The sequence below is a fragment of the Algibacter agarivorans genome (genome assembly GCF_039543245.1).
Taxonomy (GTDB): Bacteria; Bacteroidota; Bacteroidia; order Flavobacteriales; family Flavobacteriaceae; genus Algibacter_G; species Algibacter_G agarivorans.
On the sequence record NZ_BAABJJ010000044.1, the window covers coordinates 196017 to 222278 of the forward strand.

Genomic DNA, 26262 nt, shown 5'->3' on the forward strand with positions numbered 1-26262 from the left:
AAACTATGTTTTTGTAAAACAGCCTTTTCTTTTTTATTTACTAGCAAACAATTTAACGTCTTGCTCGCTAACCTCATTTCCTCCTAGTATAATTAAGCGTTCAATAACATTGCGTAATTCTCGAATATTACCAGTCCAATCGTACTCTTGAAGCAGTTTTATGGCTTTATCAGAAAATGTTTTTTTTGCTGTGCCTTGTTCGCTTGCTATTTTTTCTGAAAAATGCTTTACTAATAAAGGAATATCATCACGCCTTTCGTTTAAAGCAGGCACTTTAACCAAAATAACGGCAAGTCGGTGATATAAATCTTCACGGAACCTACCTTCAGCTATTTCTTTCTTTAAATCTTTATTTGTTGCTGCAATAACGCGAACATCTACTTTAATATCTCTATCGCTACCAACACGTTGAATTCTACTTTCTTGTAAAGCACGAAGTACTTTAGCTTGAGCCGACAGACTCATATCGCCTATTTCATCTAGAAAAATAGTACCACCATTGGCTGCTTCAAATTTTCCTGCTCTGTCCTTTGCTGCACTTGTAAATGCGCCTTTTACATGACCGAACAACTCACTTTCAATTAACTCTGATGGAATTGCAGCACAGTTCACTTCAATCATACTTCCTTTTGCACGTGCGCTTTTTTCATGTAACCAATGCGCAACAAGTTCTTTTCCAGTTCCGTTTGGTCCAGTTATTAGCACACGGGCATCCGTTGGCGCTACTTTGTCTATGATATCTTTAATTTGAGAAATAGCGTCACTATCGCCAATCATTTCGTATTTCTTACTTACTTTTCTCTTGAGTATTTTGTTTTCTACAACCAATTCTTTTCGGTCTAATGCATTTCTAACGGTATTCAACAAACGATTTAAATCTGGTGGTTTTGAAATATAATCAAACGCACCTAATCGCATGGTATTTACAGCAGTATCTAAATCGCCATGTCCCGAAATCATAACCATTGGTATTTCTGGTTTTATCTTTTTTGTAGCTTCCAAGACTTCAACACCATCCATTTTTGGCATTTTAATATCGCAAAGAATCAAATCGAAATCTTCGTTTTTAATTTTTTCAATTCCCAATAACCCATCTTCTGCTTCATCAACTTTATAGGCTTCATTTTCTTCTGAAAGAATTTTAACAAGCACACGTCTAATAGCGGCTTCATCTTCTATTACTAATATTTTTGACATATTTTTTTTTAGATTTTAGAACATAGATAACAAAAACTATACTCTTCTTTTTTTCTTTATAATTATTTCCCAGATTTAATATGAATATCTCTTTGTGGGAAAGGGATACTGATATTATTTTCTCTAAATAATCTATCTATTTCAAAACGAATTTCACTTTTAGGAATGGCACCTTGAAAACTATCATTTAATGTAAACACCAATTTAAATTCTAAAGCGCTGTCGCCAAAATTTGTAAAAAACACATATGGCACTGGGTGTTTCATAACTAATTCGTTACTTACCGCTGCCTGTAACAATAATTTCTTAACCAGCTGTACATCGCTTCCATAAGCTACTCCAACCAAAACCGATTCGCGAGTTGTTGAACCATTTTGTGTCCAGTTATACAAACTATTTGTTAAGTATAAATGATGTGGAAGGATAAGGACCCTGTTATCTATAGTTACGGCTCTAGTAGTGCGTAATTTTATTTCGTCTACTCGCCCTACTTTCCCATCAATTTCAATAATGTCTCCCACATGAATAGTTTGATCAACAAGTATTAAAACACCAGCAATAATATCTTGAAACAAGGTTTGTAATGCCAAACCAACACCTATTAATAAGGCTGCGGAGGCTGCGAATACGGCGGTTACATTAACGCCAATAGCATTAAACGTAATTAACAATATAATTAAGTAAACAATCCATTTGCCATAACCAAATAATATCTTAAATTTAGTTTTATCCTCATCTGGTAAGTGCCTAGTGAGTACTCTTCTAAATACGTTAAGAATAATTGAAGTGAAAAATATAACAACAGCTACCAACAAAAGCCCCCTAACAGAAATACTTATATCCTCTGATAACTTAAAGGTATGATTAAGAATATTTTTTAAATCTTCCATTCTAGTATTTTATCCATTTAATGAGTTCTTTATAACTCGGTTTTTTACCGTACATTAAAATACCAACTCTATATATTTTTGCGGCAAACCAAACCGTACACATAAATGTACCAATTAATAATAATAACGACAACACTTGTTGCCATATGGGGACTCCGAAAGGAATACGCATGAGCATAACCACTGGCGATGTTAACGGTATAAACGAAAATACGGTTGAAACTGTTCCATGAGGATCTTCAATTACTGTAAAGATACCAATATAAACCGCTAAAATTAAAGGCATTAAAATGGGCAGCATAAACTGTTGCGTATCCGTTTCATTATCTACTGCTGCTCCAATAGCGGCATATAGAGAGCTATACAATAAATAGCCGCCTATAAAAAACATGATGAATGCCGCCATTAAATTAGCTAATGGTAAATTATAAAAAGCAGTCATAACATCTTGCACTTTCATGCTCAACTCTGGATTTTCCATAGCTTGTTGCATCATTTGTTGCTGTGGTGTCTGCATTTGAGTCATATCAATCCCTAAAATTAGCGATGTAACGGACATTAAAACACCGCCAAGTATTAACCAAATAACAAATTGAGTTATACCTGCCAATGATGTCCCAATAATCTTGCCAAGCATTAATTGTACCGGTTTTACAGAAGATATAATAACCTCTATAATTCGGCTTGTTTTTTCTTCAATAACACTACGCATAATCATGTTGCCATAAATAATAATAAACATGAACAGCAAATACCCCGCAGCACCTCCAAAAATGAGTTTAACAATACTATCTATTTTAGAAGTCTTCTCCCCTTCAAAGCTTTCTTGTGCAATATCCACCCATACCTTGGATGCATTAATCATAGCCACATCCACTCCGTTTTGCTGGAGTTTTGTATCCGTAAGTTTCTTTTCTATTTGACCTTCTAAATCTGAAATTAAAGACAAGGATGGCGACTCTTCTGAATAAAACTTAATATGATTTGAAACAGCATCGATATCCTCTAATTTATCAACATGTAATACCCCATAGGCTGATGTTTCTTTTGTTAATAATTTAGCATCTTCTAAAGACATGCCTTCTAAAATATTGTAGGTTGTATTATCTGAATTTTCAAATACACCATGTAAAAAACCTGATTCATCTAAAATAGAAATCGTTCGAATCTTATCCTTATTCAGTTGTGATAAATACGCAACAACAGATATCAGTACAATTACAATAATTGGACTTAAAAACGTCATGACTATAAACGATTTATTTTTAACCTTAGTTAAATATTCGCGTTTTATAATGAGTGGTAAATGGTTCATAAAGCTTAATTATTCTTTACTGTTTGAATAAAAATGTCGTTCACACTAGGTATGAGTTCTACAAAATGAGACACTTCCCCTTTTGAGGTTAAATAACTTAGTAAATCGTTTGGTTTATCGTCTTGTTGAAGTTTAATATTTAGTTTCAATTCGTCTTCCAAAGTTTTAAAATTAGCATCTGAAACATTAAATTTTTGCGACAATTCTTGTTTTAAAATGTCTTTGTTATGCGTTCTAACACCAACCTCATAAGTGTTTATTTTGTATTGGCGTTTTACATCTACCAATTTACCATCTAATATTTTATTTGATTTATGTATTAGTGCAATATCATCACACAACTCTTCAACAGATTCCATTCTATGTGTTGAAAAAATAACGGTTGCACCTTCTTCGCGCAAGCGTAAAATTTCATCTTTAATTAAATTCGCATTTATCGGGTCGAAGCCTGAAAAGGGTTCATCAAAAATCAAGAGTTTAGGTTGATGCAATACGGTTACAACAAACTGGATTTTCTGAGCCATCCCTTTTGAAAGCTCCTGGATTTTCTTGTTCCACCAATCTCCAATTTCCAGACGTTCAAACCAATATTTTAAACGCGCTTTAGCTTCTGCTTTGCTCAAACCTTTTAATTGTGCTAAATACAAAGCTTGCTCGCCAACTTTCATAGATTTATATAAACCACGTTCTTCTGGTAAATAACCTATATCTCTAATGTGGTTTTCATTTAGTGATTCGCCATCCAATAGTACTGTACCAGAATCTGGCATGGTAATTTGATTAACAACCCGTATTAGTGTTGTTTTTCCTGCACCGTTTGGCCCAAGCAAACCAAAAATACTGCCTTTAGGTACCGCAATTGACACCTTATTTAGGGCTTTAAAATCTCCAAAATTTTTAGAAACATTATTGACTTCTAGTAAGTTACTCATTGACTTTTTTTCTATGTAGTGTCTTGTAATTGGTAAATATATTAAATGTTGTGCGAGAAGTTTAGTTCTTTAGAGATAAATATAATACAAAAAAGACACCACAATACATTCTGGATTTAATGTGACCCCGCATTTCTGCGGGGTTAGTTCAACCAACTAATTTGACTGCGCATTTCATGATCGTAACTTTCATTCAAGTTACGAAAACTTAGTATGTATCTGCTTTCGATTATGAGACCCCGCATTTCTGCGGGGTTAGTTCAACCAACTAATTTGACTGCGCATTTCATGCTTGTCAAATTAGGGTTTCACTAAAAACAAAACCCACCCTCAATAAATTAAGGATGGGAAAAAAATTGCTATGAAAAAGAAAAATTATCACTAAATTAATTTAGTGATAGTCAAATATAGTTTTTTTTTTAATACTAATAGCAAAACTATTAAATATCTTCACCTGTAAATAAAAAAAATCCGCTTTTTAAAGCGGATTTTATAATTTCATAAGTAACAAAGCTAAGCTCGTCCTTTAGTTGGGATTATCCCGATAGCTATCGGGACAACTTACAATTTTGAATGCGCCTAAAAGGCTTCTCAAAATTGAGTTTCACTAAGAGAACATATCTTTTACCTTTTCAAAAAATGACTTATCTGAACTTTCTGGTTTAGGCAAAAAATGCTCATCGTCTTGCATAGACTCAAAGAATTCCTTTTGTTGTTTGTTTAATGTTTTTGGTGTCCATACATTAACATGTACTAAAAGGTCACCTTTACCATAACCATTGATACTTGGGATTCCTTTTCCGCGTAAGCGTAAAATTTTACCAGACTGTACACCTGCTTCAACTTTAATACGCACTTTACCTGTTACAGTATCAATTTCTTTAGAAGTTCCTAAAACAGCATCTGGGAAACTTACATACAAATCGTAATGTAAATTATCGCCTTCACGCTGTAATCTATCGTGTGTTTCTTCTTCGATAACCACTATCAAATCTCCTGAAATACCATTTCCTGGGGCTTCATTACCTTTACCTGATACTTTAAGTTGCATACCATCTACAACACCGGCAGGTATTTTAATGGATACGGTTTCTTCAGCAACTTTTAAACCTTGAGCATCTGCATCACTTGGTTTTTTATCGATAGTTTGTCCTGCACCTCCACACACATTACATGGTGCAGACGTTTGCATTCTTCCTAAAATAGTATTTGCAATACGTGTTACTTGACCGCTACCATGACAAGTAGAACAAGTTTTATAAGTGGTTCCTGGCGCTTGAACTTTACGTTTAACTTTCACTTTTTTCTCAACGCCATTGGCTATTTCTTCTAAAGTTAGTTTTACGCGAATACGAAGGTTGCTCCCTTTTACACGACGTTGACCACCGCCACCTCCAAAACCAGAGAATCCGCCGCCACCAAAGCCGCCACCTCCAAAGATATCGCCAAACTGACTGAATATGTCGTCCATATTCATACCGCCGCCACCAAAGCCGCCACCGCCGCCATTCTCGAAGGCTTGATGTCCATATTGGTCGTAACGGGCTTTTTTATTGTCGTCGCTTAATACTTCATAAGCTTCCGCTGCTTCTTTAAATTTAGCTTCCGCTTCTTTATCATCAGGGTTTTTATCTGGGTGAAATTCAATAGCTTTTTTTCTATATGCCTTTTTAACTTCTGCGGCACTAGCGCCTTTGCCAATTCCTAATATTTCGTAATAATCTCTTTTAGCCATCCCTTTTCAACCCTTCCACTTTAACTGCACTGAGCACAAACTCGGAAGGACTTTTTTAATTAATATTTATGCTATTTAATCTTTCTATTGCCCTATAACTACTTTTGGAAAACGAATAACTTTATCGCCTAAAAGGTATCCTTTTTCAACAATATCAATTATTTTTCCTTTTAAATCGTCTGTAGGTGCCGGTATTTGAGTAATAGCCTCATGGTTATCAGCGTTAAAAACATCTCCTTTTTCAACCTTCATTGCCTTTAAACCTTTTTGCTCTAAAGTAGATACCAATTTATTGTAAATCAATAATACGCCTTTACGCAACTCCTCTGCTTCTTTATCATCGTCGATATGACTTAATGCGCGCTCAAAATCATCAAGTACTGGCAATAAGGTTTTCATAACCCCTTCACTGGCCGTAGAGAATAATTCAATACGCTCTTTAGATGTTCGTCTTTTATAGTTTTCAAACTCTGCAAACAAGCGTAAAAACTTATCCTTTTCTTGTTTTAATTCCGTCTCAAGTTTTTCCTCAATCGTTTGTTCTTCAATAACTTGCTCATCAACCTCAACAGTTTCAGTTTGTGCAGCTTCTACTTGCTCGTTTTCTATATCTTTCTTATCTTTTTTACCCATCAAAATTCAATTTTATCAAACACTAAAATTAGTTGACAAAAGTACTGCCAATATTATAAAAATGTCATAATGTCATTAAAATAATTTTACTTTTTTTTTTGATATCGAATCCCTAATTTTACTGGATAACACTAAAATATTTTAAAATGAAAAAGAATTTTGCAACTATTTTATTTATTTCGGCTTTAATAATTTCTGTTACGGCATGTAAAGACAAAGCGAAAGAAGCCACTACAACTGAAGCTGAAACACCTGCTACAACTGAAACAACCATAGATCATGAAGCTTATTTAGTAAACACAGCGGAGTCTACTATTGAATGGAAAGGTTTTAAACCAACAGGCTCACATCATGGAACTATTACTCTTGAGCGTGGCTCATTTAATGTTGCTAACGGAAAAATTGTTGGAGGCTCATTTATTATTGATATGACTTCTATTGTTGTTAGCGATATCCCTGCTGATGACAAAGACAATGCCAAGCTCCAAGGTCATTTATCGAGTGCTGACTTTTTTGATGTTGAAAAATATCCAAATGCTAGTTTTACTATTACTGGCTTAAAAGAAGTTGATGGAAAATTGATGCTTTCTGGAAATTTATCGCTTAAAGAAACGAAGAACAATATTACCTTTCCCGTAACTGTTAGCAATATAGATGGTGCACTTACACTTACTAGTGATGCTTTTACTATTGATAGAAGTAAATGGAATGTGAAATATGGTTCTAAATCCTTCTTTGATAATTTAGGGGATAAATTTATTAATGATGATATTGAATTAAAAATTATGGTTAAGGCTGCTAAGTCTTAATTGATAAAGCACATGATTTTATTTAAAAACCACTTCAAATGAGGTGGTTTTTTGTTTTAATTGAAACTTAACGTTGTGAAAAATTTCAACTACCTTCGTTTACATGTGCTGAACTTGTTTCAGTAATGTTGAACATAAATCATTAAAACGGATTCATATTCCAAAACACATTAAACGAACTTCTGACCCGTCCTGAATAAAGGCTACATAATTTTAAACATTATGTTTAAAATTGGCAAAGTAATTAGACATTACAGCGAACCTTTCAAACTGAAAATTTTAGCTAAATTTATAGAAGAAAAACTAAAAATAATTAAAAAAAGCCCTTATTTTATTAAAAACCCCGAAAAACAAAAAACAAAAAACAAAAATTGAAAAAGGAAAGTGGAAAATAAATTTCAATTAGAACCAACTAGCTATTAACGCTGGATTTGAAGAAAATTACTTTAAAAATTTTTATTCATACTCAAGTAACTATGCTCACACAGCAAGATTAAGTTCTTTACAAACAATGCAAGCAACTGAATACAAACAACAGAAAGATAATGCTGAATATTTCTCAATACATTCCTTAATAATTTTATCAAAATATATTTATGATTATACGAACTTACAATTTTAATTACTTCTTTATAATTTTATTTTTAAGCCCACTGTTTTCTTTTGGGCAATCAGGAGAAAAAGAAAGCATAAAGTTATTTGTAGAATGTAACTGCGATAAAAATTACATAAGACAAGAAATTAAGAATATCAGTCACGTTCGAGACCAAGGCTTGGCTAACATACAGATATTTATATATGATATTGCTAATGGTAGCGGAGGGAAAACATACAAGCTAGAGTTTACAGGCACTTCTTCTTTTGAAGGTATAACCAATACACTAACTTTTGATTCTAATGCTAACATGACAGCAGATGATGTCCGCAAACGATTAGTCTGGCGTATAAAAAAGGGGCTACTCAAATATATTCTTGAATCCGATTTAGCTAATAGAGTTACTTATAGGATAAAAGGAAAAACAGAGACTAAAGAATCTGATTTTTATGACCCCTGGCGCAACTGGATATTCGAAGTTTTCGGACAAGCAAAATTCAATAAAGAGTCTAGTCGTAAAAAATTCGAATACAAAATAGGTCTAGAAAGCGATCGTGTTACCGATAAATGGCGTGTAAGAGCAGATTTTCAGCTGAGTCAATTACATAGTGAGTTTGTCCGTAATGACGAAACTTTTACAAGTGAAAGAAAACGCTATTGGGGAGCAGCCAGTGTTGTGCGCAGCGTGTCCGACCATTGGTCTACAGGTATATTTACTCATTTTAGATATGACACCTTTGCCAATATAGATTTTTCTACAGGTGTTTCTCCAGCCATAGAGTACAATATTTTTCCTTATAGCGAAGTACTGAAAAGAGAAATAGTATTTGCTTACAAAATTGGATTTAACTATAACGACTATATTGAAACTACAATTTTCAATGAGAATTCTGAACTTATCCTTAACCACTCTTTTGAAATGCAAGTAAGATACAGGCAACCATGGGGAAATGTGTATTCCAGAATTAGAGCCTCTACTTTTTTAGAAAACTTTTCTAAGAATAGACTGCAAGTTAATAGTAGTTTATCAATTCGTGTATTAAAGGGATTTTCAGTTCGATTTTCTGGTGACTTACAATTTATCAGAGACCAAATTAATTTACCTGCCGGCAATGCATCCTTAGAAGATGTCCTGCTTCAACAAAAACAAATAGCCACAGATTTTGATTTAGGTTTCACTGTTGGGCTTACTTACACCTTTGGCTCAGCTTATAATAATATTATAAATACAAGACTTTAGCTACTATTTCAGGATATTTTAACCGTTATTTAGAAATTTAAAAAGTAAAGTTGAGTTCAATTCTAAAGAAAATAAAATTGTAAATTAGTCAAACATTTATGTATTCCTGGATAAAGAATCGGGACAGGCTATGGCAAAAAAAACTAAATCGGCTTTAGAAGAAAAGAAAGGTATTTCTATTTCAGAAATCACTAATTCAGCTTCAATTAAATCTATTAAGGCTAAACGCAAGGCTGAAGTTGATATAGACACACTAATAGCATCTATTTTAAATAAGGATATTACAGCATTAAGTCGTGCTATCACCCTTATTGAAAGCAAAAACCCCAAACATCTAGAAAAAGCAAACACCATTATAAAGGCATGCCTACCCTATGCTAACAATGCTATTCGTATTGGGATTACAGGTGTTCCCGGGGTTGGAAAAAGCACCTTTATAGAAGCATTTGGGAAGCATTTAACAACTCTAGGAAAACGAGTTGCCGTACTTGCCATAGACCCTAGTAGTACTATTACTAAAGGTAGTATTCTAGGCGATAAAACTAGAATGGAAGATTTGGTAAAAGATGATAATGCTTTTATTCGTCCGTCGGCTTCGGGCGATTCTTTAGGTGGTGTAGCCAGAAAAACCAGAGAAACTATCATTTTATGTGAAGCTGCAGGTTTTGATGTGATTATTATAGAAACGGTTGGTGTAGGTCAAAGTGAAACCACGGTACACAGTATGGTCGATTTCTTTTTACTGTTGAAGTTAGCTGGAGCTGGCGACGAACTACAAGGCATAAAACGCGGTATTATTGAAATGGCAGATGCTATAGCTATTAATAAAGCAGACGGCGACAATTTAAAAAAAGCAAAACTTGCCAAAGCAGAATTCAGTAGAGCGCTTCACCTCTACCCTAAAAAATCGTCAAATTGGCAACCTAAAGTAACGCTTTGCAGCGCAATACAAAATGAAGGCATTGATGCCATTTGGGATATTATTTTGGAGTATGTTGAAGTCACTTCTAAAAATAATTATTTCAATACAAAACGAAACGAACAGAATAAATTTTGGCTCATTCAAACTATAGAAGAACAATTGAAATCGGATTTTTTCAACACACCTAAAATCAAAAAAGAACTAAAAAAACAATTACGACTTATTGAAACCAATCAAACCACACCTTTTGCTGCTGCTGATTATTTATTGAAATTAAAGCATACCATTACTTAGTCACAAATCGCTTTAACAAATAGTGACTTAATTTATAAAACAAAAATCCTGAAATTGCACCAAAAGTTAATCCGCTAACAATATCTATAGGATAATGTACGCCAACATAAATCCTACTATAAGCTACGACTAAGCTCCAAAACAATAATACAAATATTAAGTTTTTATAATACGGTTTTAGCATTAAACCAGCAAAAACGGCTGCCGCCATTGAGTTTGAAGAATGCCCCGAGAAAAACCCATATTTACCACAACGTACTGCTATAAAACGCATCTGATCTATTAAGTCAGCTTCACCACACGGTCTTGGTCTTTGAAAACCGCGCTTAAATACATTTGTTATCTGGTCTGTAAATGTTATCATTAGAGCAACAACCACAACAAAAACCAATAATGATTTTAAGCCGTATTTTTTGTAAAGCAAAAATAACAACAAAGCATATAAAGGAATGAAAGTGAGTTTATGGGTTATAATTAGCCATAAGTTATCCCACGTTTCAGAACCTGAGCTATTCAAAAAAAGGAATAATTCAGTATCGCTTTGCAAAAGTTTTTCAATCATGTGCTAATCATATTAATCTTCGTATTTAGCTACTTCGCTATCATAAAAGTCAGTAGCGTCTTTTATGGCATTTTCTGTTTCTTTTTCTAATTCTTTTTGGTCTTCAGCATCAAAATCCTCAAACCATTCTACTTCATCATTTTCAAGATTTATAATAAACCTCGGAAATTCCGTATGGATTACATAAATAGCATTTGGATATTCAGTGTTATCACCTAGTATAAATTTTGGAAGACTCATTAATTATAGTTTTAAGTTATAAGTGCCTAAAGTGCACTAAAGTTTATAGTTTGTTTGCTATTGAAGTGAAAATTGCTAAAAGTTCTTTTGCTTCTTTTCTTAAATCCTTTAAAGCTGTATTATTTCCCAATTTTAATTCTTCAATTATTTCTAACCAATAGTCAGACTCGCTGGCTTCACCCAAACTAATTTTAATTTTATTTAAAAAATCTCTCGGACTTCTTTACCGGTTTGCTTCCCTATAATTAGCACCAACGCAAGTTCCAGATTTAGTCAATTGATTTCTTAATACCAAAGCTTCTGTTGTATTTGGTAAACTTGTCGATAAATTTATAATTTCTATTGCAAATTTAACGGTTCTTTTTTCAAGTTTTACAGCAAATTCTTTATTTGTTATAGATTACTTTTTTAATTTTAAATACTTAAGGCACTTTAGTTCACTTTAAACTTTTTTGAATTAACCTTTTAGTTAAATAATTAAACCTAATATATAACAAAATAGCAGCAGTAGTTAATCCGGCCAATAAACCCAACCAAATACCAAAACTACCATAAGCATCTTCTTTTCCTAAAAACCAGCTTATTGGGAAGCCTATTAACCAATAAGAAATAAAAGTAATAATAGTTGGGATTTTAACATCTTGCAATCCGCGTAACGCTCCTAAAACAAGAACCTGTATACTATCGCTTATTTGAAAAATTGCAGCAGCAATTAATAATTTTGAAGCTATACTAACGACTTCGGTGTTATCCATTAAGTTTTTAGCATCATCATAATCCACATAAATTTTTGGCAAGTAATTATGGAATGCAAAGAAAATAATGGCAAAACCAATGGCAAATAGAATACCCATTAAAAATAACGAAAATGCAATACGACGCAATTCAAAATAGGCCTGTAACCCTTTTTGATTACCAACACGTATCATAGCGGCTACGCTTAACCCCATAACAACCATAAATGTCATGGAGCTTAAATTAAGAGCTATTTGATTTGCTGCCTGTGGATTTTTACCTAACAAACCACTAAGCCAAATTGCTGCTGTGAATATGGCAACCTCAAAAAACATTTGCATGGCACTAGGCGCTCCTAAATTGATAATTTTATTTAGCATCAACTTGTCTAAAACAAAGCATTTAATGTGTGTTACAAAAGCTTTCGATTTTTCTTTTCCTCTTAATAAAAACCATAAATACCAAACCATTATGATTCTTGACGCTAAAGTGCCATAAGCAGCTCCAACAATACCCATTTCAGGGAAACCAAACTTTCCAAAAATCAATAAATAATTTAAAATTATGTTTATAATATTCCCAATTAGTGTGGCGTACATGGGATATTTGGTCATGGACAACCCATCACTAAATTGCTTAAATCCTTGAAAAATAATTAAAGGAATTAAAGAAAATGCGACTAAATCCAAATATGGAATAGCTAACTCAACAACCTCAATGGGTTGTTTCATTAAATACATTAAAGGTTTTGCGAAAAACACCAATAAAAAAAGCAGCACACCTAAAATCGTACACAAAAATAGACCATGTTTAAAGGACGATTTCCCTTTAACGAAATCATTCGCTGCATCTGCTTCAGCAATTAAAGGTGTAATAGCAGTAGAAAAACCTATACCTAAAGACATGGCTATAAACATAAAACTATTACCTAAAGATACCGCAGCTAATTCTGCAGTACCTAGTTGTCCCACCATAATATTGTCCACAAAGCTAACAAAAGTATGCCCTAACATGCCTAACATCACTGGCGCAGCAAGTTGCCAATTGTATTTAAACTCTTTAGTATAGTCTCTTAATTGCATAGCGCAAAAATAAACTTTAGCCTTAGAGTCTGTTTAAAAATCCGTCAATTATTTTTTTATGCCCCTTTTTGCGCATTATTTCGTTAAAATTTTGAACCGTAACTATGGCTACGCTTAAATATTTTGCCTTATACTGCATCAAAAATAGCCTATAAAAATTCTAATCATAAATTCTTAAACAGACTCTTAGTTTATCGAGTTTTAAATAAAAAATTTCTAAAAAATAGATATTTCTAAATACTAGTAACACAAAATAAACCCATAAACATCTGTAAAGGAGATATTTATTTTGTATATTATAATCCTCAACGTTAATTAAACGTTTATCTATTATTATTAGAAATAAATTTAGCTTTTGTTTAATACCAATTATGATTTAAAATGAGATTAAAATAAAATGATTATTTTTTTCTTTATTTGATTTACAAAAAAATAAAGCATAGCCTTAGTTACGGTTTCTTTTTTTAATGAAAAAGAAAGGAAAAAAGGACGTTTTATTAAGCTTCTTTTAAGTTATAATTGGTATAATAGGGATTTTAAAAGAAATTGAAGCTTATCGTTTCTAAATTTTAAAGAGGCTATCTCAGAATTAGAGATAGCCTCTTTTTTTAGAGATTATTATCTATTTGTATTTACAATAACTATTTTGAATATTAAAACTATAAGTTTAAAATATTACGTTTAGCAATTTCAAATTCACGCATCATATCTTCAACAATTTGTGCTACTGGTTTTATATCATGAATTAACCCTGCTATTTGTCCAATTTCTAATTCGCCTTCCTCTAAATCGCCTTCAAACATCCCTTTTTTTGCACGCGCGCGCCCTAGCAATTCTTTTAATTGTTCTGGAGTTGGGGATGTTTTATAAAGTTCTTGAATAGTATTATAAAACTTATTTTTAATTAATCTTACAGGCGCTAATTCTTTTAAAGTTAATTGCGTATCGCCTTCTTTAGCATCAACTACAACTTGCTTAAAAGCTTGATGTGCTGAACTTTCTTCGCTAGCTACAAACCGGCTTCCTACTTGCACGCCATCTGCCCCTAAAACCATGGTGGCTAACATCGCTTTACCAGTCGCAATACCACCTGCGGCTATTAAAGGAATTTGAATTTGTTCTTTCACCATTGGAATAAGTGTAAGCGTTGTAGTTTCATCACGACCATTATGGCCACCAGCTTCAAAACCTTCGGCTACAATGGCATCAACACCAGCTTCTTGAGCTTTTAATGCAAACTTTACACTACTAACTACATGAACAACGGTTATATCTCTTTCTTTTAACCAATTAGTCCATGTTTTTGGATTTCCTGCGGACGTGAAAACAATCTTAACACCTTCTTCAAAGATAATATCCATAATCTCTTGGATGTTTGGATATAGCATGGGTACATTAACACCAAAAGGTTTATTGGTTGCTTTTTGACATTTTTGAATATGTTCACGCAACACCTCAGGATACATAGAACCAGCACCTATAAGACCTAATATTCCAGAATTACTAGATGCCGATGCCAATCTCCAACCACTGTTCCAAATCATTCCTGCTTGAATGATAGGGTATTTAATATTGAATAATTGAGTGATTCTATTTGGCATCAGTTTTTTATAATCTTAAATAACTTTGAAGTTTTATTTGTTTCAAATTTTAATATATATAAACCATTTGACAATCTTGACACATCAATAGAATTATTGCTATTCGAAATTATAAACGTGTTTATTTCTTCACCTAAAACATTAAAAATTTTTGCTGACAACACGGTGCTATCTGAAGGTAAGCTTATATAAATCATACCTTTTGTTGGATTAGGAAAAATATTTAAATCATTATTTTCATTATCTTCAACGGATAATCCCATATTAAGTGCCAATTGCATATCAGGAATGCCATAACCTAAAAAATAATCTGGTGCAGTATATTGAGAACCCGATTCCCTAACTAATTGCATAATTTCGGCATTGGTTTTGTTTGGTAATGCTTGCCATAAACAGACTATACCTCCAGCTAAAATTGGCGAACTGAAAGACGTTCCATTGGCTGTGGCAATAACATCATTTTCCGTAATAATATAGCTAGCCTCTCCTTGAGCAACCACATCTGGCTTATGGGAGGGCTGAGTTGCATTGCCTTTTGAACTAAAATCTGCAAGGACACCAATAGCATCAACGGCGCCAATACTCAAAACCCCGGCTGCATCTGCTGGAGCTCCTACAATCTGCCATGGATCAGTTGGTCTTCCTGAGTTTCCTGCAGAATTAACCAAGAGCATACCTTTTTCAAAAGCGATGTTTGCACCTTTGGTTATATATGCCGTATTTCCATCCATATTGGCTGGTGCATAGCTATAATTGGAATTATCATAAGTTGTATACCCCAACGATGTATTAATGACATCTACACCCAAACTATCTGCGCGTTCTGCAGCTTCCACCCAATAACTTTCTTCAACGGGGTTTTCATTAGGAGCATCCTCAGTAATAAATAAATAATACGATGCATCTGGTGCAGTACCCACAAATTCATTTTCAATATAGCCAGCCATAACACTTAAAACCCAAGTACCATGACTGCTTGTTGTGCTGGTATAAACATCAGTATCTCTATTCACAAAATCATAACTCCCCAATACATGACCAGCATCTCGTAATCTTTGAAATGATGTCATTATATGTACATTAGGGAAACCAGAATCTAAAACAGCCACTGTCATTCCTGTTCCTGTGTAATTGGCAAGGTGCAAATCATCGCCATTAAACATCTCTATTTGGTTTGCCGCACTTCCGTAGTTAAATATTGTAAAAGTGCTTTCTAATTTAGATGGTTGGCTTTGCTTGTGTTTTGCTTTTGTGGTTTTGGCGTTTAAGCTTTTGTCAGCAAAATGAATTGTATTTACAAAAGTTAAACTTGTTAATGCTTGAATATCTGTCTGACTTCCTCTAACATGCACCGCATTAAACCATTTGGATTTTGCCATGACAGTTATACCTGTACTATTTTTGAGCGCAGTAATGTACGCTTCATTTACTGGAATATCGCGTTCGTCTATAACGACACCGTGATTATTTTTTCTATTAATGGCCTTTTGAGTAAGGATGCTTATCGGGTTTGCTATTGATGCCGATACATTTTCCTTATCAGACAAATACACCCATGCATCTTCTTGAGCAAGCATCGATAGAGGTAAACTAATAAAGATGAGAACCAATACTTTTAAATTCATGATTTAACGATTTGGAACAACTAAGTTAAGAAATAACTCCCGAACCTAGTAATTCGTCACCAATATACCATGCTACAAATTGCCCTTCGGTAATTGCCGATTGCGGGTTTTCAAACTCAACATACAAGCCTGAATCTACTTTATGTAATATGGCGCTTTCCAATGCTTGACGATAACGAATCCGAGCCTTTACATTCATGGTTTCACCAACATTTAAGGCTAAGTCTTCACGAACCCAATGCAATTCTTCATTAGTAACAAATAAGGCCTTTTTATATAATCCAGGATGTTCTTTTCCTTGGCCTGTATAGATTACATTGGCCGAAACATCGGTATCTATAACAAACAAAGGCTCAATGGTACCTCCAACGGCTAGTCCTTTTCGCTGTCCTTTAGTGAAGTAATGTGCACCTTGGTGCTTACCTACGATTTTACCATAATCAATTTGGTAATCAATTTTTCGAGATAAATAAGCTAGTTTGTCTTCTTCAGAATTAAATTCTGTTTTAACTTGATTGAATATATCTTGTTCTCTTGGAATTTCGACAATAACGCCTTCTTTAGGTTTTAGCTGTTGCTGAAGAAAATCGGGCAGCTTTACCTTACCTATAAAGCAAAGGCCTTGCGAATCTTTCTTTTCCGCGGTTACTAAATCTAATTCGGAAGCAATCTCACGGACTTGTGGTTTTGTTAACTCCCCAATTGGAAATAGAGATTTTGCTAATTGTTCTTGCGATAACTGACATAAAAAATAGGATTGATCTTTATTACCATCAACACCTGATAATAATTGATAAATATCTTTTCCTTCTTTTTGAATGGTTCCTTTTCTGCAATAATGTCCAGTTGCCACAAAATCGGCACCAAGTTCTAAAGCAATTTTCATAAAAACGTCAAACTTTATTTCCCTATTGCAAAGCACATCTGGGTTTGGGGTTCTTCCTTTTTTATATTCATGGAACATATAATCTACTATACGCTCTTTATATTGTTCACTTAAATCAACGGTTTGAAACGGAATACCTAATTTTTCGGCGACCAACATAGCATCGTTACTATCATCTAACCAAGGACATTCATTAGATATAGTAACCGAATCATCATGCCAGTTTTTCATAAACAAGCCAATAACCTCGTACCCTTGTTGCTGCAAGACGTATGCTGCAACACTAGAATCAACACCACCCGAAAGCCCAATAACTACTCGTTTCATTTTTAAAAATTAGTGTACAAAGATACATATAATTGTTATATGTAATGCCCATTATCAGCTACTGGATGATCGATGAAATACACTTTTGTTTATTTTTTTTAAAAAAAGATGAAACAAAATTTGGTTTTTTGTTTAATGTTATGTTATATTTGGTGAACAAAATATTTACAAACCATTTAAAATTAAAAAAATGAAAAATTTAAAAAGTTTAAAACTGTTTTCAGCATTACTTGTATTCACATTATTAACCTTTTCATGTAGCGATGATGATAATGATATCATCGAATTTGTTCCAACTCAAAGCATTGTAGAAATTGCTTCGTCAACAAATCAATTATCTCAATTAGTTTTAGCGCTTACAAAATATCCAGACTTAGTAGATTTATTAAGTAGTGATGGGACATTTACTGTTTTTGCTCCTAACGACGATGCATTCGATGCCTTACTTAATGCAATAGGTCAAGCTTCTATTAATGACATACCTGAAGATGTTTTAAAAAGTGTTCTACAATATCATGTTTACACTGCAGCCGCATTAGAAGCAAGTCAAGTAACATCTGGAACTATTACTATGGCTAGTGGAGAAGATGCAGATGTTGTTGCTAATAGCAATAGCGTTACAATTGCAAATGCAACCGTAATTGCGATTGATGGTATTGCAACCAACGGTGTTGTACATATTATAGATAATGTGATGGTTCCACCGTCAATCCTGCCTATAGTAGGAACTATTGTGGCTCCTGCTTATTTTAATAAAAACTTTTCAACTTTAATAGATGCAGTTCAAGCTGCTGACCCAAGTATATTAGCACTTCTATTAGGCAACGGACCAACTGACGAAGGATTAACTTTGTTCGCTCCAACTAACGATGCTTTTGTAGCTGCTGGCATAACAGATTTGGCAGCCGTAGCAGATGTTGTAAATGAAGTTTTAGCTTATCACGTAGTAAATGGTACTATTCTTTCTACTGATTTACCTACTACTACTATAGCATCCGAAGGAATTCCAACTTTATTAGAAGGTTTTAGCTTTTATTTAACTAATAAAGAAGATGGTGATAGCGTTAGTATAAATGGTAAAACTCAAGTAGTTTTGGATGCAGCTAACATCCCGGCATCAAACGGTGTGGTTCACGTTATAAACAGAACCTTAATTCCACCATCTAAAGATATAGTAGAAATCGTAAGTGACTTTGCAACAGCTAGTAACCCAGAGTTTACATTACTTGCAGCTGCATTAACAAAAGCAGGATTAATTGGCGCTTTACAAGGCGATGGACCATTTACAGTATTTGCCCCTACAGATACAGCTTTCCTTGCCGCTGGAGTAAATCAAGATTATATTGATGCTGCAACTCCTGCTGAGTTACAACCTATTTTATTACACCATGTAGTAGATCCAAGTGTATACGTATTCTCTAGTGATGTGGCTGATGGTGCTGTACCAATGATGAATGGAACAAGCGTTACTATAAGTGGTTTAACTATACTAGATGGAGGAGAAAATGCACCTGCAGCAAAATTAATACCTAGCTTACTTGATGTACATGCAACTAATGGCGTTATACACGTTATTGACAAAGTACTACTTCCTTAAAAAAACAATAATTATAACAAATGTCAAACAAATGATATTTAACTATCGAAAAAGAAAAATTAGTTTGGTTTGTTGATTGTAGGCAGTCATTTAGTAAATTCCCACTAAAAATTGTCTATGAAAAAGAGGACTCCTTAAGAAATTAAGGAGTTTTTTTTATGTGCTTAGGTTTATAAGTGAAATCTTTTTCATCAACTAACTTACCGTTTTCATAGTAGTTCCAGACGCCATGTTTCTTACCATTTTTATAAGTGCCTTCGGAAATTAATTCTCCTCTAGGATTATAAAATTTTGAATAGCCATGTAATTCACCATTCACATAAATAAATTCTTTTAAAACCACATGTTTTTCAGAATACCAGAAAGAAGCACCATCTAATTTGCCAGCTTTATAGTTTTGCTTTTCCGCTATTTGACCATTAGGATAATACACAAAACGCTCTCCCGATAATTTACCTGAGTCATCATAATGTTCTAAAGCTAGAAGTTCATCAGAGTTTTTTTGATAATATTTCCAAGTACCAATATATGTTTTGCCATGCATTTGTCCCTCGCTAATAAGTTTACCGCTGGAAGCTAAAAACTTAACATCAGCAATATTATCTTTTTCGTTAAATTGTTTAGTAGCAGACAGAATTGCTTTTTTCTTATAATTTTTATAAAACTTAAATAGCCCTATTTCCTTTCCGTGAGAAAACTGACCTTCATATCTAATAAGGTTAGTCCCTTCAAAATTCTTTTTCCAGGTGCCTTGGCGCTTTCCGTTAGCATCAAATTGGTTGACTTCCTGAGCAGAAATAAACAAATTGGCCATTAAGAATAAAACCAGGCTTATTTTAAAACATTTCATAATCTAAATTTAAAAGTAGATTCCTGCTGGAGTCTATCTTGAGCGAAGACGAAAAGGCAGGAATGACAAAATTGAAACGGTAAAATCAATTTCAAATTGTAATTGTAATTAACAAAAAAGCTGCCAAATTATTTTTTGACAGCTTTAAAATTTTTATGAGATACTGAAACAAGTTCAGCATGACAAAATCTATTTACGTTTTTGTTGAGCTTGCTTTTGCTTTTCTGCCTGTTCCATCATATCTGCCATTTTCTTTTGAAAACGCCCTTGTTTTTTAGGCTTCTTTTTCTTCTCCTGCATTTCGGCATGGATTTTATCTTCATCTAGAATATAGTTCTTAATAATCAATATAATTCCAATACTAATTAGATTAGAAATGAAATAATACAAACTCAAACCAGAGGCGTAGTTATTAAAGAAAAACAACATCATTATAGGAGAGAAATACATCATGTACTTCATCATTTTCCCCATATCTGGCATACCCTCTTGCTGTGGCTGTGTTGCCATATTCTGTCCTGTAGTCAACCTCATGTAAAAGAAGATAGCAACAGACGCTAATATTGGGAACAAACTCACGTGATTACCATAAAAGGGAATATTGAAAGGTAAGTTGGCAATAACATCGTAAGATGATAAATCATCTGCCCAAAGGAACGATTTTTGTCTTAAATCGAACGCCGATGGAAAAAATTGAAACAGTGCATAAAACACAGGCAGCTGTATTAAAGCCGGTAAACAACCCGCCATGGGACTTGCTCCTGCCTTATTCTGTAACGCCATTGTTTCTTGTTGTGCTTTCATTTTATTATCCTTATGCTTCTCTCTAATGGCATCCAATTCAGGCTTTAGAATTTTCATCTTTGCTTGCGATAAAAACTGCTTGTATTGTACAAAAGACAATAAAAATTTCACCAAAATAGTCATTACCACAATAGCAATACCATAAGACATAAACCCACCTAAAAAGCCAAATAGTGGCATAAAAATATAGCGGTTTATCCATCCGAAAAGTCCCCAACCAAAGGGTACTAATTCATCTAAATTTCGATCATACTTATTAAGTACTTTAAAATCACTTGGCCCATAATACCAATCCATACTTTGATTGATTTCGCCACCTTGTAATTCTAAAGGAATTGTTGTAGCAAAACTTTTAGTATAAACCGTGTCTATTTCTTCATCTTGAACTAAATTTTCGGTTTTTACCTTAATGTTTTTAAAACGTGTGTCTGTTAATAACACTGAAGAAAAGAAATGTTGCTTATAACCTATCCAAGAAACATCCTCTATGTCATCTTCGCCATCTCTGGTATAATCGCTTTTTCCATCCTCATAATCATAATGGATATCGGTATATCTATTTTCATAAGAAATACTCTTTGCATGACGATACCCTTTAAGCTTCCAATCTAAATTAATGGCTTGAGAACTATTAATAATATGACTCAATCCTTGCGAGCGAATAGCAAAACCCATCATGTAATCACCTTGTTTCAACTCATAACGGTATTCTAAAAATTGACTTTCAGACACCTTGAGTTTCATAGAAATAACCGTTACATCACCCGTTTTAGTAACTGTAGGGATGAATGGCAAATCTTTAGTATTTAAGATTCTACTATCTGTCGTTCCAAAATTAATATTGAAGGATGCATTTTTATCCTTAATCATATAAATTGGAATGGAATCATAATCCACGAACTGCTTTAATTTAACTTCAGAAAGATACCCTCCTTTATTGCTAAACTTTAAAGCTAATAAATCGCTTTCAACAACCGTTTCTTCATTTGAAGTATGTATTGCAGAATACGCAAAAGCACCTAACTTATTTTTTAATTGAATTTGCTGAAGAGAATCAACCGATGTACCTACAGTATAATCCTCAGCAGTTGTAACAAGCGTTTGTTCTTGCGCTTTGGCTTTTTGTTCAGCTTCAACCTGCTCTTGTTTTGCTTTTTCCTGAGCTTCAAGTTCTTCTGGCGTTGGTTGGTTTTGCCAGAGCATATAAGCTAATATTCCGAATATAAGTACAAACCCTATAATCGAATTAATATCTAATTTTTTTTCTTCCATGTATTCTTTCCGTATCGGTTAAAAAGATTCCTGCTTACGCTGGAATGACAATAGCTTATCAATAAGCTATCCACTGTTTATATTATGCCATAGTGGCACTTTTCTTTTTTTTCTTATAAGTAAAAGCTGCTTTTACAAATGCCACAAACAAAGGGTGTGGATTTGCAACTGTACTTTTATATTCTGGATGATATTGCACCCCTACAAACCAAGGGTGCTCCGGAATTTCAACAATCTCTACCAAGCCAGTATCTGGGTTTAAACCTGTAGCTTTCATACCAGCAGCCTCAATTTGTGCTTTATATTTACTGTTAAATTCGTACCGGTGTCTGTGACGTTCGGTAATACTTTCAGCTTTATATATATCGCGAACTTTAGACCCTATTTTTAAATCGCATGCCCAAGCTCCCAAACGCATGGTGCCGCCTTTATCGGTAATGGTTTTTTGGTCTTCCATTAAATCAATTACAGGATTACTGGTATCTGCTTTCATTTCTGTAGAATCTGCATCAGTAAGTCCTAATACATTTCGAGAAAACTCAATAACTGCCATTTGCATACCCAAACAAATCCCTAAAAAAGGCACATTGTTTTCACGTACATACTTAACCGCATCAATCTTACCATCAATACCACGCTCTCCAAAACCTGGTGCCACCAAAACACCATCTAAATGCCCTAACTTTAATTTTGCGTTATCACAGTTTATATATTCTGAATGTACTGACTCAACATTAACTTTTACTTCATTTTCTGCACCTGCATGAATAAAAGATTCTAGAATAGATTTATAAGAATCCTGTAATTCAACATACTTACCAATTAAACCAATAGTAATTTCGGTTTTAGGGTTTTTATGACGATGTACAAACTTATTCCATATATCTATATTTGGCTTTGTACTTTTTAGGTTTAACTTTTCCAAGACCACCTTGTCTAAACCTTCTTCTAACATTAAATTAGGCACATCGTAAATGGTAGAAGCATCAATAGACTGAATTACGGCCTCTTCCTTAACATTACAAAATAAGGCTAGTTTTCGGCGTAATTCTTTAGGTAAATCATATTCCGTTCTGCAAACTAAAATATCTGCTTGTATCCCACTTTCCATAAGTGTTTTTACACTATGTTGTGTAGGCTTTGTTTTTAATTCGCCAGCAGCAGATAAATATGGTACTAAAGTTAAATGAATAACAATACCGTTGTCTTTACCTAAGTCCCAACGTAATTGACGCACGGCTTCTATATACGGTAAGGATTCTATATCGCCAACCGTTCCGCCAATCTCGGTAATCACGATATCGTAATCGCCAGATTTGCCTAAAATCTGAACGCGTTCTTTAATCTCGTCTGTAATATGAGGTACAACCTGAACCGTTTTTCCTAAAAATTCGCCACGGCGTTCTTTTTGAATCACACTTTGGTAGATACGCCCTGTGGTAACATTATTTGCTTGACTTGTTGGTCGGTTTAAAAAACGCTCGTAGTGCCCTAAATCTAAATCTGTTTCTGCACCATCTTCAGTAACATAACATTCGCCATGCTCGTAAGGATTTAAAGTTCCTGGATCGACATTGATATAAGGATCTAATTTTTGAATAGTAACTCGATAGCCCTGGGCTTGTAAAAGTTTAGCAAGAGATGCTGCTATGATGCCTTTTCCTAAGGACGATGTAACCCCACCGGTTACGAAAATGTATTTTGTTGTAGTTGTCATGTTGCGCTTATAAACGCAGGCAAATTTACAAAATTAAAATAGTCTTTTCAGAATTGTTTTTTAGTTATTTAAAAGGGAGTTGTTAACAATGATTTGAGAGAAAATACTTTGTGATATATGAGTTTTAAATATAGTTTTGTAAATAATTTCAGCTATATTCGTTTGGTAATTGATAAAACCCTCTGAATTGAAACTTTATCATTACCGGATAACGTTAACAAAAAACTTACCATATCCTTACTTATTTATGAGATATGAGTGATGAAGGTTGCTATATAATGAGTTGTAAACAATTTGAAAGAACATCCCGAAATACAAAAGCAACATAGATTATCTCAAGTTTATCTAAAAAAATTTGGACACCAACACGAGGGAGAATGGATGGTTTCCGTTATGAAATTGGGTTCTGAAAAGACCGAAAATGTGAAAGTATCAGAATTCACAGCTGAAGTAAATATTTTCGATTTACCATTCAAAGACTTTGAAACTCGACGTCATTTTGAGACATTAAGTGGAATTATCGAAAATGACTATAATCGCTTAATAAATAACATTAATAACCAAAAACAACTTACACCAAAAGACAAGGACTTGCTGAATAATTTTGTTCCAAATATTTTATGTAGAACAAGTCATTTTCGAAATTTTTTGGAATCTTTAATTCACGACCTTAAAGTCAGAAAAAAGCTTTTTGAAGAAATCACACTTTTCCAAGAGGACAATACAACTGAAACGCTATTAGAAATTTTAAAACCTGAAACTCATCTAAATGTTGTGATTGGAACATTAATGAATCATTTGGTGTATATTTTTAGAAGCTTTAAAAAAGTTATTCTTAAATGCCCAAATGACTATGGTTGGCTAACATCTGACAATCCAGTATTTATTGATTTTCAGAATAGCGAAGAAGATTGGATTTTACCAATAGAATCAGAAATATATTTGCCTTTATCTAAAGATTATTGTTTGTTTATGTTCAATGAGAATTCGAAAAAAAAATCAAATCCATTGCGAAATTTAAAACGAGATAAAGTAAATAAACTTGACTTTAAAACGTTTGATAAAATTGCTCAAAGAATTGGCAGGAATTTAGATGAATATTTGATATTTTATGAAAGATACGAACCGACTAAAATCAGAGAATAAAAACTGTTTACAAGACGTGTATAATTCATTGCTAGTACTCGCCTACTTACGAAAATCATCGCGGATTTTCTATTCGGTTTGTATTTGCTAAATTAGTTGCTGAAACACGCAACGAAATCATACACAAACACGTTGGCTGTAATTTGACACTCGAACCTTATGACAAAACTAAATTAGAATGTATTACTCATTATATCAAAGGAAAACACTCGAATACTTATTCAACAAATACAAATTTGGTTCAAAAAGAAAAGAACAAAATGATATAAAGAGATTAAACTTAAATGGAAAAATTAAAAATTATAAAATTATATGTGACAACACAATAATTCAAGAATATGAATTCAATGAATTAGGCTTTATAGTTTTAGAATTTAATCCCAAAGAGTATTATATGAATGAATTTTATGATAACGGTTTAATAAAAGAAAAAAGAGTTTTTGATAGCAATGATAAAAACTTATGCACCGAATATTTCCACTACAACAATTTAGGAGTATTGGAAGAAAAAATAGTCGGATATCATAATAACCTACAAAAAAATTATGATGAATACTATGAATATGATAGAAGAGGCAATACAACAGCCATAATTAGACAATATGTTAATTATAATGATGATGTTGAAACATTCAAATACAATTCAAAATATCAAATAACAGACCACTATATTTTTGACAAATCCTCACGCAATTTTATCGGAAGATTTAAGTATAAATTTAGGGAGTTTTTAACTCTAGAAAAGTATTTCTCGGAAGATAATGAACTTCTTTCCTCTAAAAAGTGTACTCTAGATTTACATAACAATCCTATTCAAGTAGAAAAATATGTGAAATTTATGAATTTAAAATCGACAACAAATTATCTTTACAGCTACGATAAACACCAAAATTGGGTAACAAGAGACCAAAGTTTAAATGGAACAAAAAAAGTTCAAGAGACCACCCAAATTGAATATTTTGAAATATAAAAAACTACAGCCAACATGCGTATAAAACAAATAAAATGTAAATAAATCTCCGAAATCCTAATGGATTTTCTATTCAGTTTACACCTAACTGCTGGTAGGCTGGTTTTCTAAATCAACGAATGTAGATAATTAGCCGAATCGATTAAACCATTTTTTCTCAAATTATCTAAAACTTCGTATTCATCTAAATCTGGATTTCTTCTATTTAAAACTAATTTTTTAAAAGCTTCTATTGCCTTATCATGATTCAAAGTTAATTTATGTAACTCTAAATCTCGCAACATAA

22 protein-coding genes and 1 pseudogene are annotated in these 26262 nt (G+C 33.3%); 6 read left to right on the forward strand and 17 right to left on the reverse strand.

From position 1 onward, the window contains the following. Nucleotides 1-33 precede the first annotated feature (33 nt). The 6 genes from ABD935_RS15765 to ABD935_RS15790 form a co-directional block, all read right to left on the reverse strand. Nucleotides 34-1197 (reverse strand): sigma-54-dependent transcriptional regulator, encoded by a 1164-nt coding sequence (locus tag ABD935_RS15765; RefSeq protein ID WP_345193710.1) that lies wholly within the window; start codon nt 1195-1197, stop codon nt 34-36. Nucleotides 1198-1259: 62 nt separating this feature from the next. Then, the gene (locus tag ABD935_RS15770) at nt 1260-2087 is read right to left on the reverse strand and encodes a mechanosensitive ion channel family protein (RefSeq protein WP_345193712.1); all 828 of its coding nucleotides are present in this window, start codon (nt 2085-2087) and stop codon (nt 1260-1262) included. A gap of 1 nt (nt 2088) precedes the next feature. Continuing rightward, nucleotides 2089-3402, reverse strand: a complete 1314-nt coding sequence (locus ABD935_RS15775) for an ABC transporter permease (protein WP_345193714.1) — start codon at nt 3400-3402, stop codon at nt 2089-2091. Nucleotides 3403-3407: 5 nt separating this feature from the next. Next, the gene (locus tag ABD935_RS15780) at nt 3408-4334 is read right to left on the reverse strand and encodes an ABC transporter ATP-binding protein (protein ID WP_345193716.1); all 927 of its coding nucleotides are present in this window, start codon (nt 4332-4334) and stop codon (nt 3408-3410) included. A 607-nt stretch (nt 4335-4941) separates the two neighbouring features. Further along, nucleotides 4942-6069: a molecular chaperone DnaJ gene (dnaJ, locus tag ABD935_RS15785; RefSeq protein WP_345193718.1), complete on the reverse strand. Its 1128-nt coding sequence runs from the start codon at nt 6067-6069 to the stop codon at nt 4942-4944. A gap of 84 nt (nt 6070-6153) precedes the next feature. Beyond that, nucleotides 6154-6702: a nucleotide exchange factor GrpE gene (locus ABD935_RS15790; protein WP_345193720.1), complete on the reverse strand. Its 549-nt coding sequence runs from the start codon at nt 6700-6702 to the stop codon at nt 6154-6156. A 146-nt stretch (nt 6703-6848) separates the two neighbouring features. Between ABD935_RS15790 and ABD935_RS15795 the strand changes: the two genes are divergently transcribed. From ABD935_RS15795 to meaB, 3 genes are all read left to right on the forward strand, one after another. After that, entirely contained in the window at nt 6849-7511 is a 663-nt protein-coding gene (locus tag ABD935_RS15795) for a YceI family protein (protein ID WP_345193722.1), read from the forward strand. A 596-nt stretch (nt 7512-8107) separates the two neighbouring features. Beyond that, on the forward strand, nt 8108-9346 hold the full coding sequence (locus ABD935_RS15800) for a hypothetical protein (RefSeq protein WP_345193724.1): 1239 nt from the start codon (nt 8108-8110) through the stop codon (nt 9344-9346). A gap of 130 nt (nt 9347-9476) precedes the next feature. Next, nucleotides 9477-10562 carry a methylmalonyl Co-A mutase-associated GTPase MeaB gene (gene meaB / locus ABD935_RS15805; RefSeq protein WP_345193726.1) on the forward strand — a complete coding sequence of 362 codons (1086 nt, stop codon included), beginning with the start codon at nt 9477-9479 and terminating at the stop codon, nt 10560-10562. Here the strand turns inward: meaB and ABD935_RS15810 are convergent. The 7 genes and pseudogenes from ABD935_RS15810 to mnmA form a co-directional block, all read right to left on the reverse strand. Next, nucleotides 10555-11124, reverse strand: a complete 570-nt coding sequence (locus ABD935_RS15810) for a phosphatase PAP2 family protein (RefSeq protein WP_345193728.1) — start codon at nt 11122-11124, stop codon at nt 10555-10557. The genes meaB and ABD935_RS15810 overlap by 8 nt on opposite strands. A gap of 12 nt (nt 11125-11136) precedes the next feature. Further along, nucleotides 11137-11364, reverse strand: coding sequence for a hypothetical protein (locus ABD935_RS15815; protein WP_345193730.1), 228 nt, complete (start codon nt 11362-11364; stop codon nt 11137-11139). Between the two features lie 43 nt (nt 11365-11407). Then, nucleotides 11408-11761: pseudogene (locus ABD935_RS15820) on the reverse strand (four helix bundle protein). A 40-nt stretch (nt 11762-11801) separates the two neighbouring features. Then, nucleotides 11802-13181, reverse strand: a complete 1380-nt coding sequence (locus ABD935_RS15825; protein WP_345193732.1) for an MATE family efflux transporter — start codon at nt 13179-13181, stop codon at nt 11802-11804. 659 nt (nt 13182-13840) lie between these two features. Then, nucleotides 13841-14782: an NAD(P)H-dependent flavin oxidoreductase gene (locus ABD935_RS15830; protein WP_345193735.1), complete on the reverse strand. Its 942-nt coding sequence runs from the start codon at nt 14780-14782 to the stop codon at nt 13841-13843. After that, nucleotides 14782-16407, reverse strand: a complete 1626-nt coding sequence (locus ABD935_RS15835; RefSeq protein ID WP_345193737.1) for a S8 family serine peptidase — start codon at nt 16405-16407, stop codon at nt 14782-14784. Before ABD935_RS15835 ends, ABD935_RS15830 begins: the two co-directional genes overlap by 1 nt. A gap of 25 nt (nt 16408-16432) precedes the next feature. After that, nucleotides 16433-17620, reverse strand: a complete 1188-nt coding sequence (gene mnmA / locus ABD935_RS15840) for a tRNA 2-thiouridine(34) synthase MnmA (protein WP_345193738.1) — start codon at nt 17618-17620, stop codon at nt 16433-16435. A 190-nt stretch (nt 17621-17810) separates the two neighbouring features. Here mnmA and ABD935_RS15845 point away from each other — a divergent pair, with 190 nt between their 5' ends. Further along, entirely contained in the window at nt 17811-19217 is a 1407-nt protein-coding gene (locus ABD935_RS15845) for a fasciclin domain-containing protein (protein WP_345193739.1), read from the forward strand. A 142-nt stretch (nt 19218-19359) separates the two neighbouring features. On the opposite strand, the gene ABD935_RS15850 is transcribed toward ABD935_RS15845, so the two are convergent. From ABD935_RS15850 to pyrG, 3 genes are all read right to left on the reverse strand, one after another. After that, nucleotides 19360-20067, reverse strand: a complete 708-nt coding sequence (locus ABD935_RS15850; RefSeq protein WP_345193741.1) for a toxin-antitoxin system YwqK family antitoxin — start codon at nt 20065-20067, stop codon at nt 19360-19362. A gap of 189 nt (nt 20068-20256) precedes the next feature. Continuing rightward, the gene (yidC, locus tag ABD935_RS15855; RefSeq protein ID WP_345193743.1) at nt 20257-22143 is read right to left on the reverse strand and encodes a membrane protein insertase YidC; all 1887 of its coding nucleotides are present in this window, start codon (nt 22141-22143) and stop codon (nt 20257-20259) included. A gap of 82 nt (nt 22144-22225) precedes the next feature. Then, nucleotides 22226-23860: a CTP synthase gene (gene pyrG, locus ABD935_RS15860; RefSeq protein WP_345193745.1), complete on the reverse strand. Its 1635-nt coding sequence runs from the start codon at nt 23858-23860 to the stop codon at nt 22226-22228. Nucleotides 23861-24154: 294 nt separating this feature from the next. Between pyrG and ABD935_RS15865 the strand changes: the two genes are divergently transcribed. Next, a complete protein-coding gene (locus tag ABD935_RS15865) occupies nt 24155-25006 on the forward strand; it encodes a DUF4238 domain-containing protein (protein ID WP_345193747.1) in 852 nt (283 codons plus the stop codon). A 178-nt stretch (nt 25007-25184) separates the two neighbouring features. After that, nucleotides 25185-25976, forward strand: coding sequence for a hypothetical protein (locus ABD935_RS15870; RefSeq protein WP_345193749.1), 792 nt, complete (start codon nt 25185-25187; stop codon nt 25974-25976). Nucleotides 25977-26083: 107 nt separating this feature from the next. Here the strand turns inward: ABD935_RS15870 and ABD935_RS15875 are convergent, their stop codons facing one another. Then, on the reverse strand, nt 26084-26260 hold the full coding sequence (locus tag ABD935_RS15875; RefSeq protein ID WP_345193751.1) for a VapC50 family PIN domain-containing toxin: 177 nt from the start codon (nt 26258-26260) through the stop codon (nt 26084-26086). Nucleotides 26261-26262 lie beyond the last annotated feature (2 nt).

Excerpts from the sequence above, each read along its gene's own strand:
- ABD935_RS15765 (WP_345193710.1), bottom strand. The coding sequence starts at position 1,197 with ATGTCAAAAATATTAGTAATAGAAGATGAAGCCGCTATTAGACGTGTG.
- ABD935_RS15770 (WP_345193712.1), bottom strand. The coding sequence starts at position 2,087 with ATGGAAGATTTAAAAAATATTCTTAATCATACCTTTAAGTTATCAGAG.
- ABD935_RS15775 (WP_345193714.1), bottom strand. The coding sequence starts at position 3,402 with ATGAACCATTTACCACTCATTATAAAACGCGAATATTTAACTAAGGTT.
- ABD935_RS15780 (WP_345193716.1), bottom strand. The coding sequence starts at position 4,334 with ATGAGTAACTTACTAGAAGTCAATAATGTTTCTAAAAATTTTGGAGAT.
- dnaJ (WP_345193718.1), bottom strand. The coding sequence starts at position 6,069 with ATGGCTAAAAGAGATTATTACGAAATATTAGGAATTGGCAAAGGCGCT.
- ABD935_RS15790 (WP_345193720.1), bottom strand. The coding sequence starts at position 6,702 with ATGGGTAAAAAAGATAAGAAAGATATAGAAAACGAGCAAGTAGAAGCT.
- ABD935_RS15795 (WP_345193722.1), top strand. The coding sequence starts at position 6,849 with ATGAAAAAGAATTTTGCAACTATTTTATTTATTTCGGCTTTAATAATT.
- ABD935_RS15800 (WP_345193724.1), top strand. The coding sequence starts at position 8,108 with ATGATTATACGAACTTACAATTTTAATTACTTCTTTATAATTTTATTT.
- meaB (WP_345193726.1), top strand. The coding sequence starts at position 9,477 with ATGGCAAAAAAAACTAAATCGGCTTTAGAAGAAAAGAAAGGTATTTCT.
- ABD935_RS15810 (WP_345193728.1), bottom strand. The coding sequence starts at position 11,124 with ATGATTGAAAAACTTTTGCAAAGCGATACTGAATTATTCCTTTTTTTG.
- ABD935_RS15815 (WP_345193730.1), bottom strand. The coding sequence starts at position 11,364 with ATGAGTCTTCCAAAATTTATACTAGGTGATAACACTGAATATCCAAAT.
- ABD935_RS15825 (WP_345193732.1), bottom strand. The coding sequence starts at position 13,181 with ATGCAATTAAGAGACTATACTAAAGAGTTTAAATACAATTGGCAACTT.
- ABD935_RS15830 (WP_345193735.1), bottom strand. The coding sequence starts at position 14,782 with ATGCCAAATAGAATCACTCAATTATTCAATATTAAATACCCTATCATT.
- ABD935_RS15835 (WP_345193737.1), bottom strand. The coding sequence starts at position 16,407 with ATGAATTTAAAAGTATTGGTTCTCATCTTTATTAGTTTACCTCTATCG.
- mnmA (WP_345193738.1), bottom strand. The coding sequence starts at position 17,620 with ATGAAACGAGTAGTTATTGGGCTTTCGGGTGGTGTTGATTCTAGTGTT.
- ABD935_RS15845 (WP_345193739.1), top strand. The coding sequence starts at position 17,811 with ATGAAAAATTTAAAAAGTTTAAAACTGTTTTCAGCATTACTTGTATTC.
- ABD935_RS15850 (WP_345193741.1), bottom strand. The coding sequence starts at position 20,067 with ATGAAATGTTTTAAAATAAGCCTGGTTTTATTCTTAATGGCCAATTTG.
- yidC (WP_345193743.1), bottom strand. The coding sequence starts at position 22,143 with ATGGAAGAAAAAAAATTAGATATTAATTCGATTATAGGGTTTGTACTT.
- pyrG (WP_345193745.1), bottom strand. The coding sequence starts at position 23,860 with ATGACAACTACAACAAAATACATTTTCGTAACCGGTGGGGTTACATCG.
- ABD935_RS15870 (WP_345193749.1), top strand. The coding sequence starts at position 25,185 with ATGTATTACTCATTATATCAAAGGAAAACACTCGAATACTTATTCAAC.
- ABD935_RS15875 (WP_345193751.1), bottom strand. The coding sequence starts at position 26,260 with ATGTTGCGAGATTTAGAGTTACATAAATTAACTTTGAATCATGATAAG.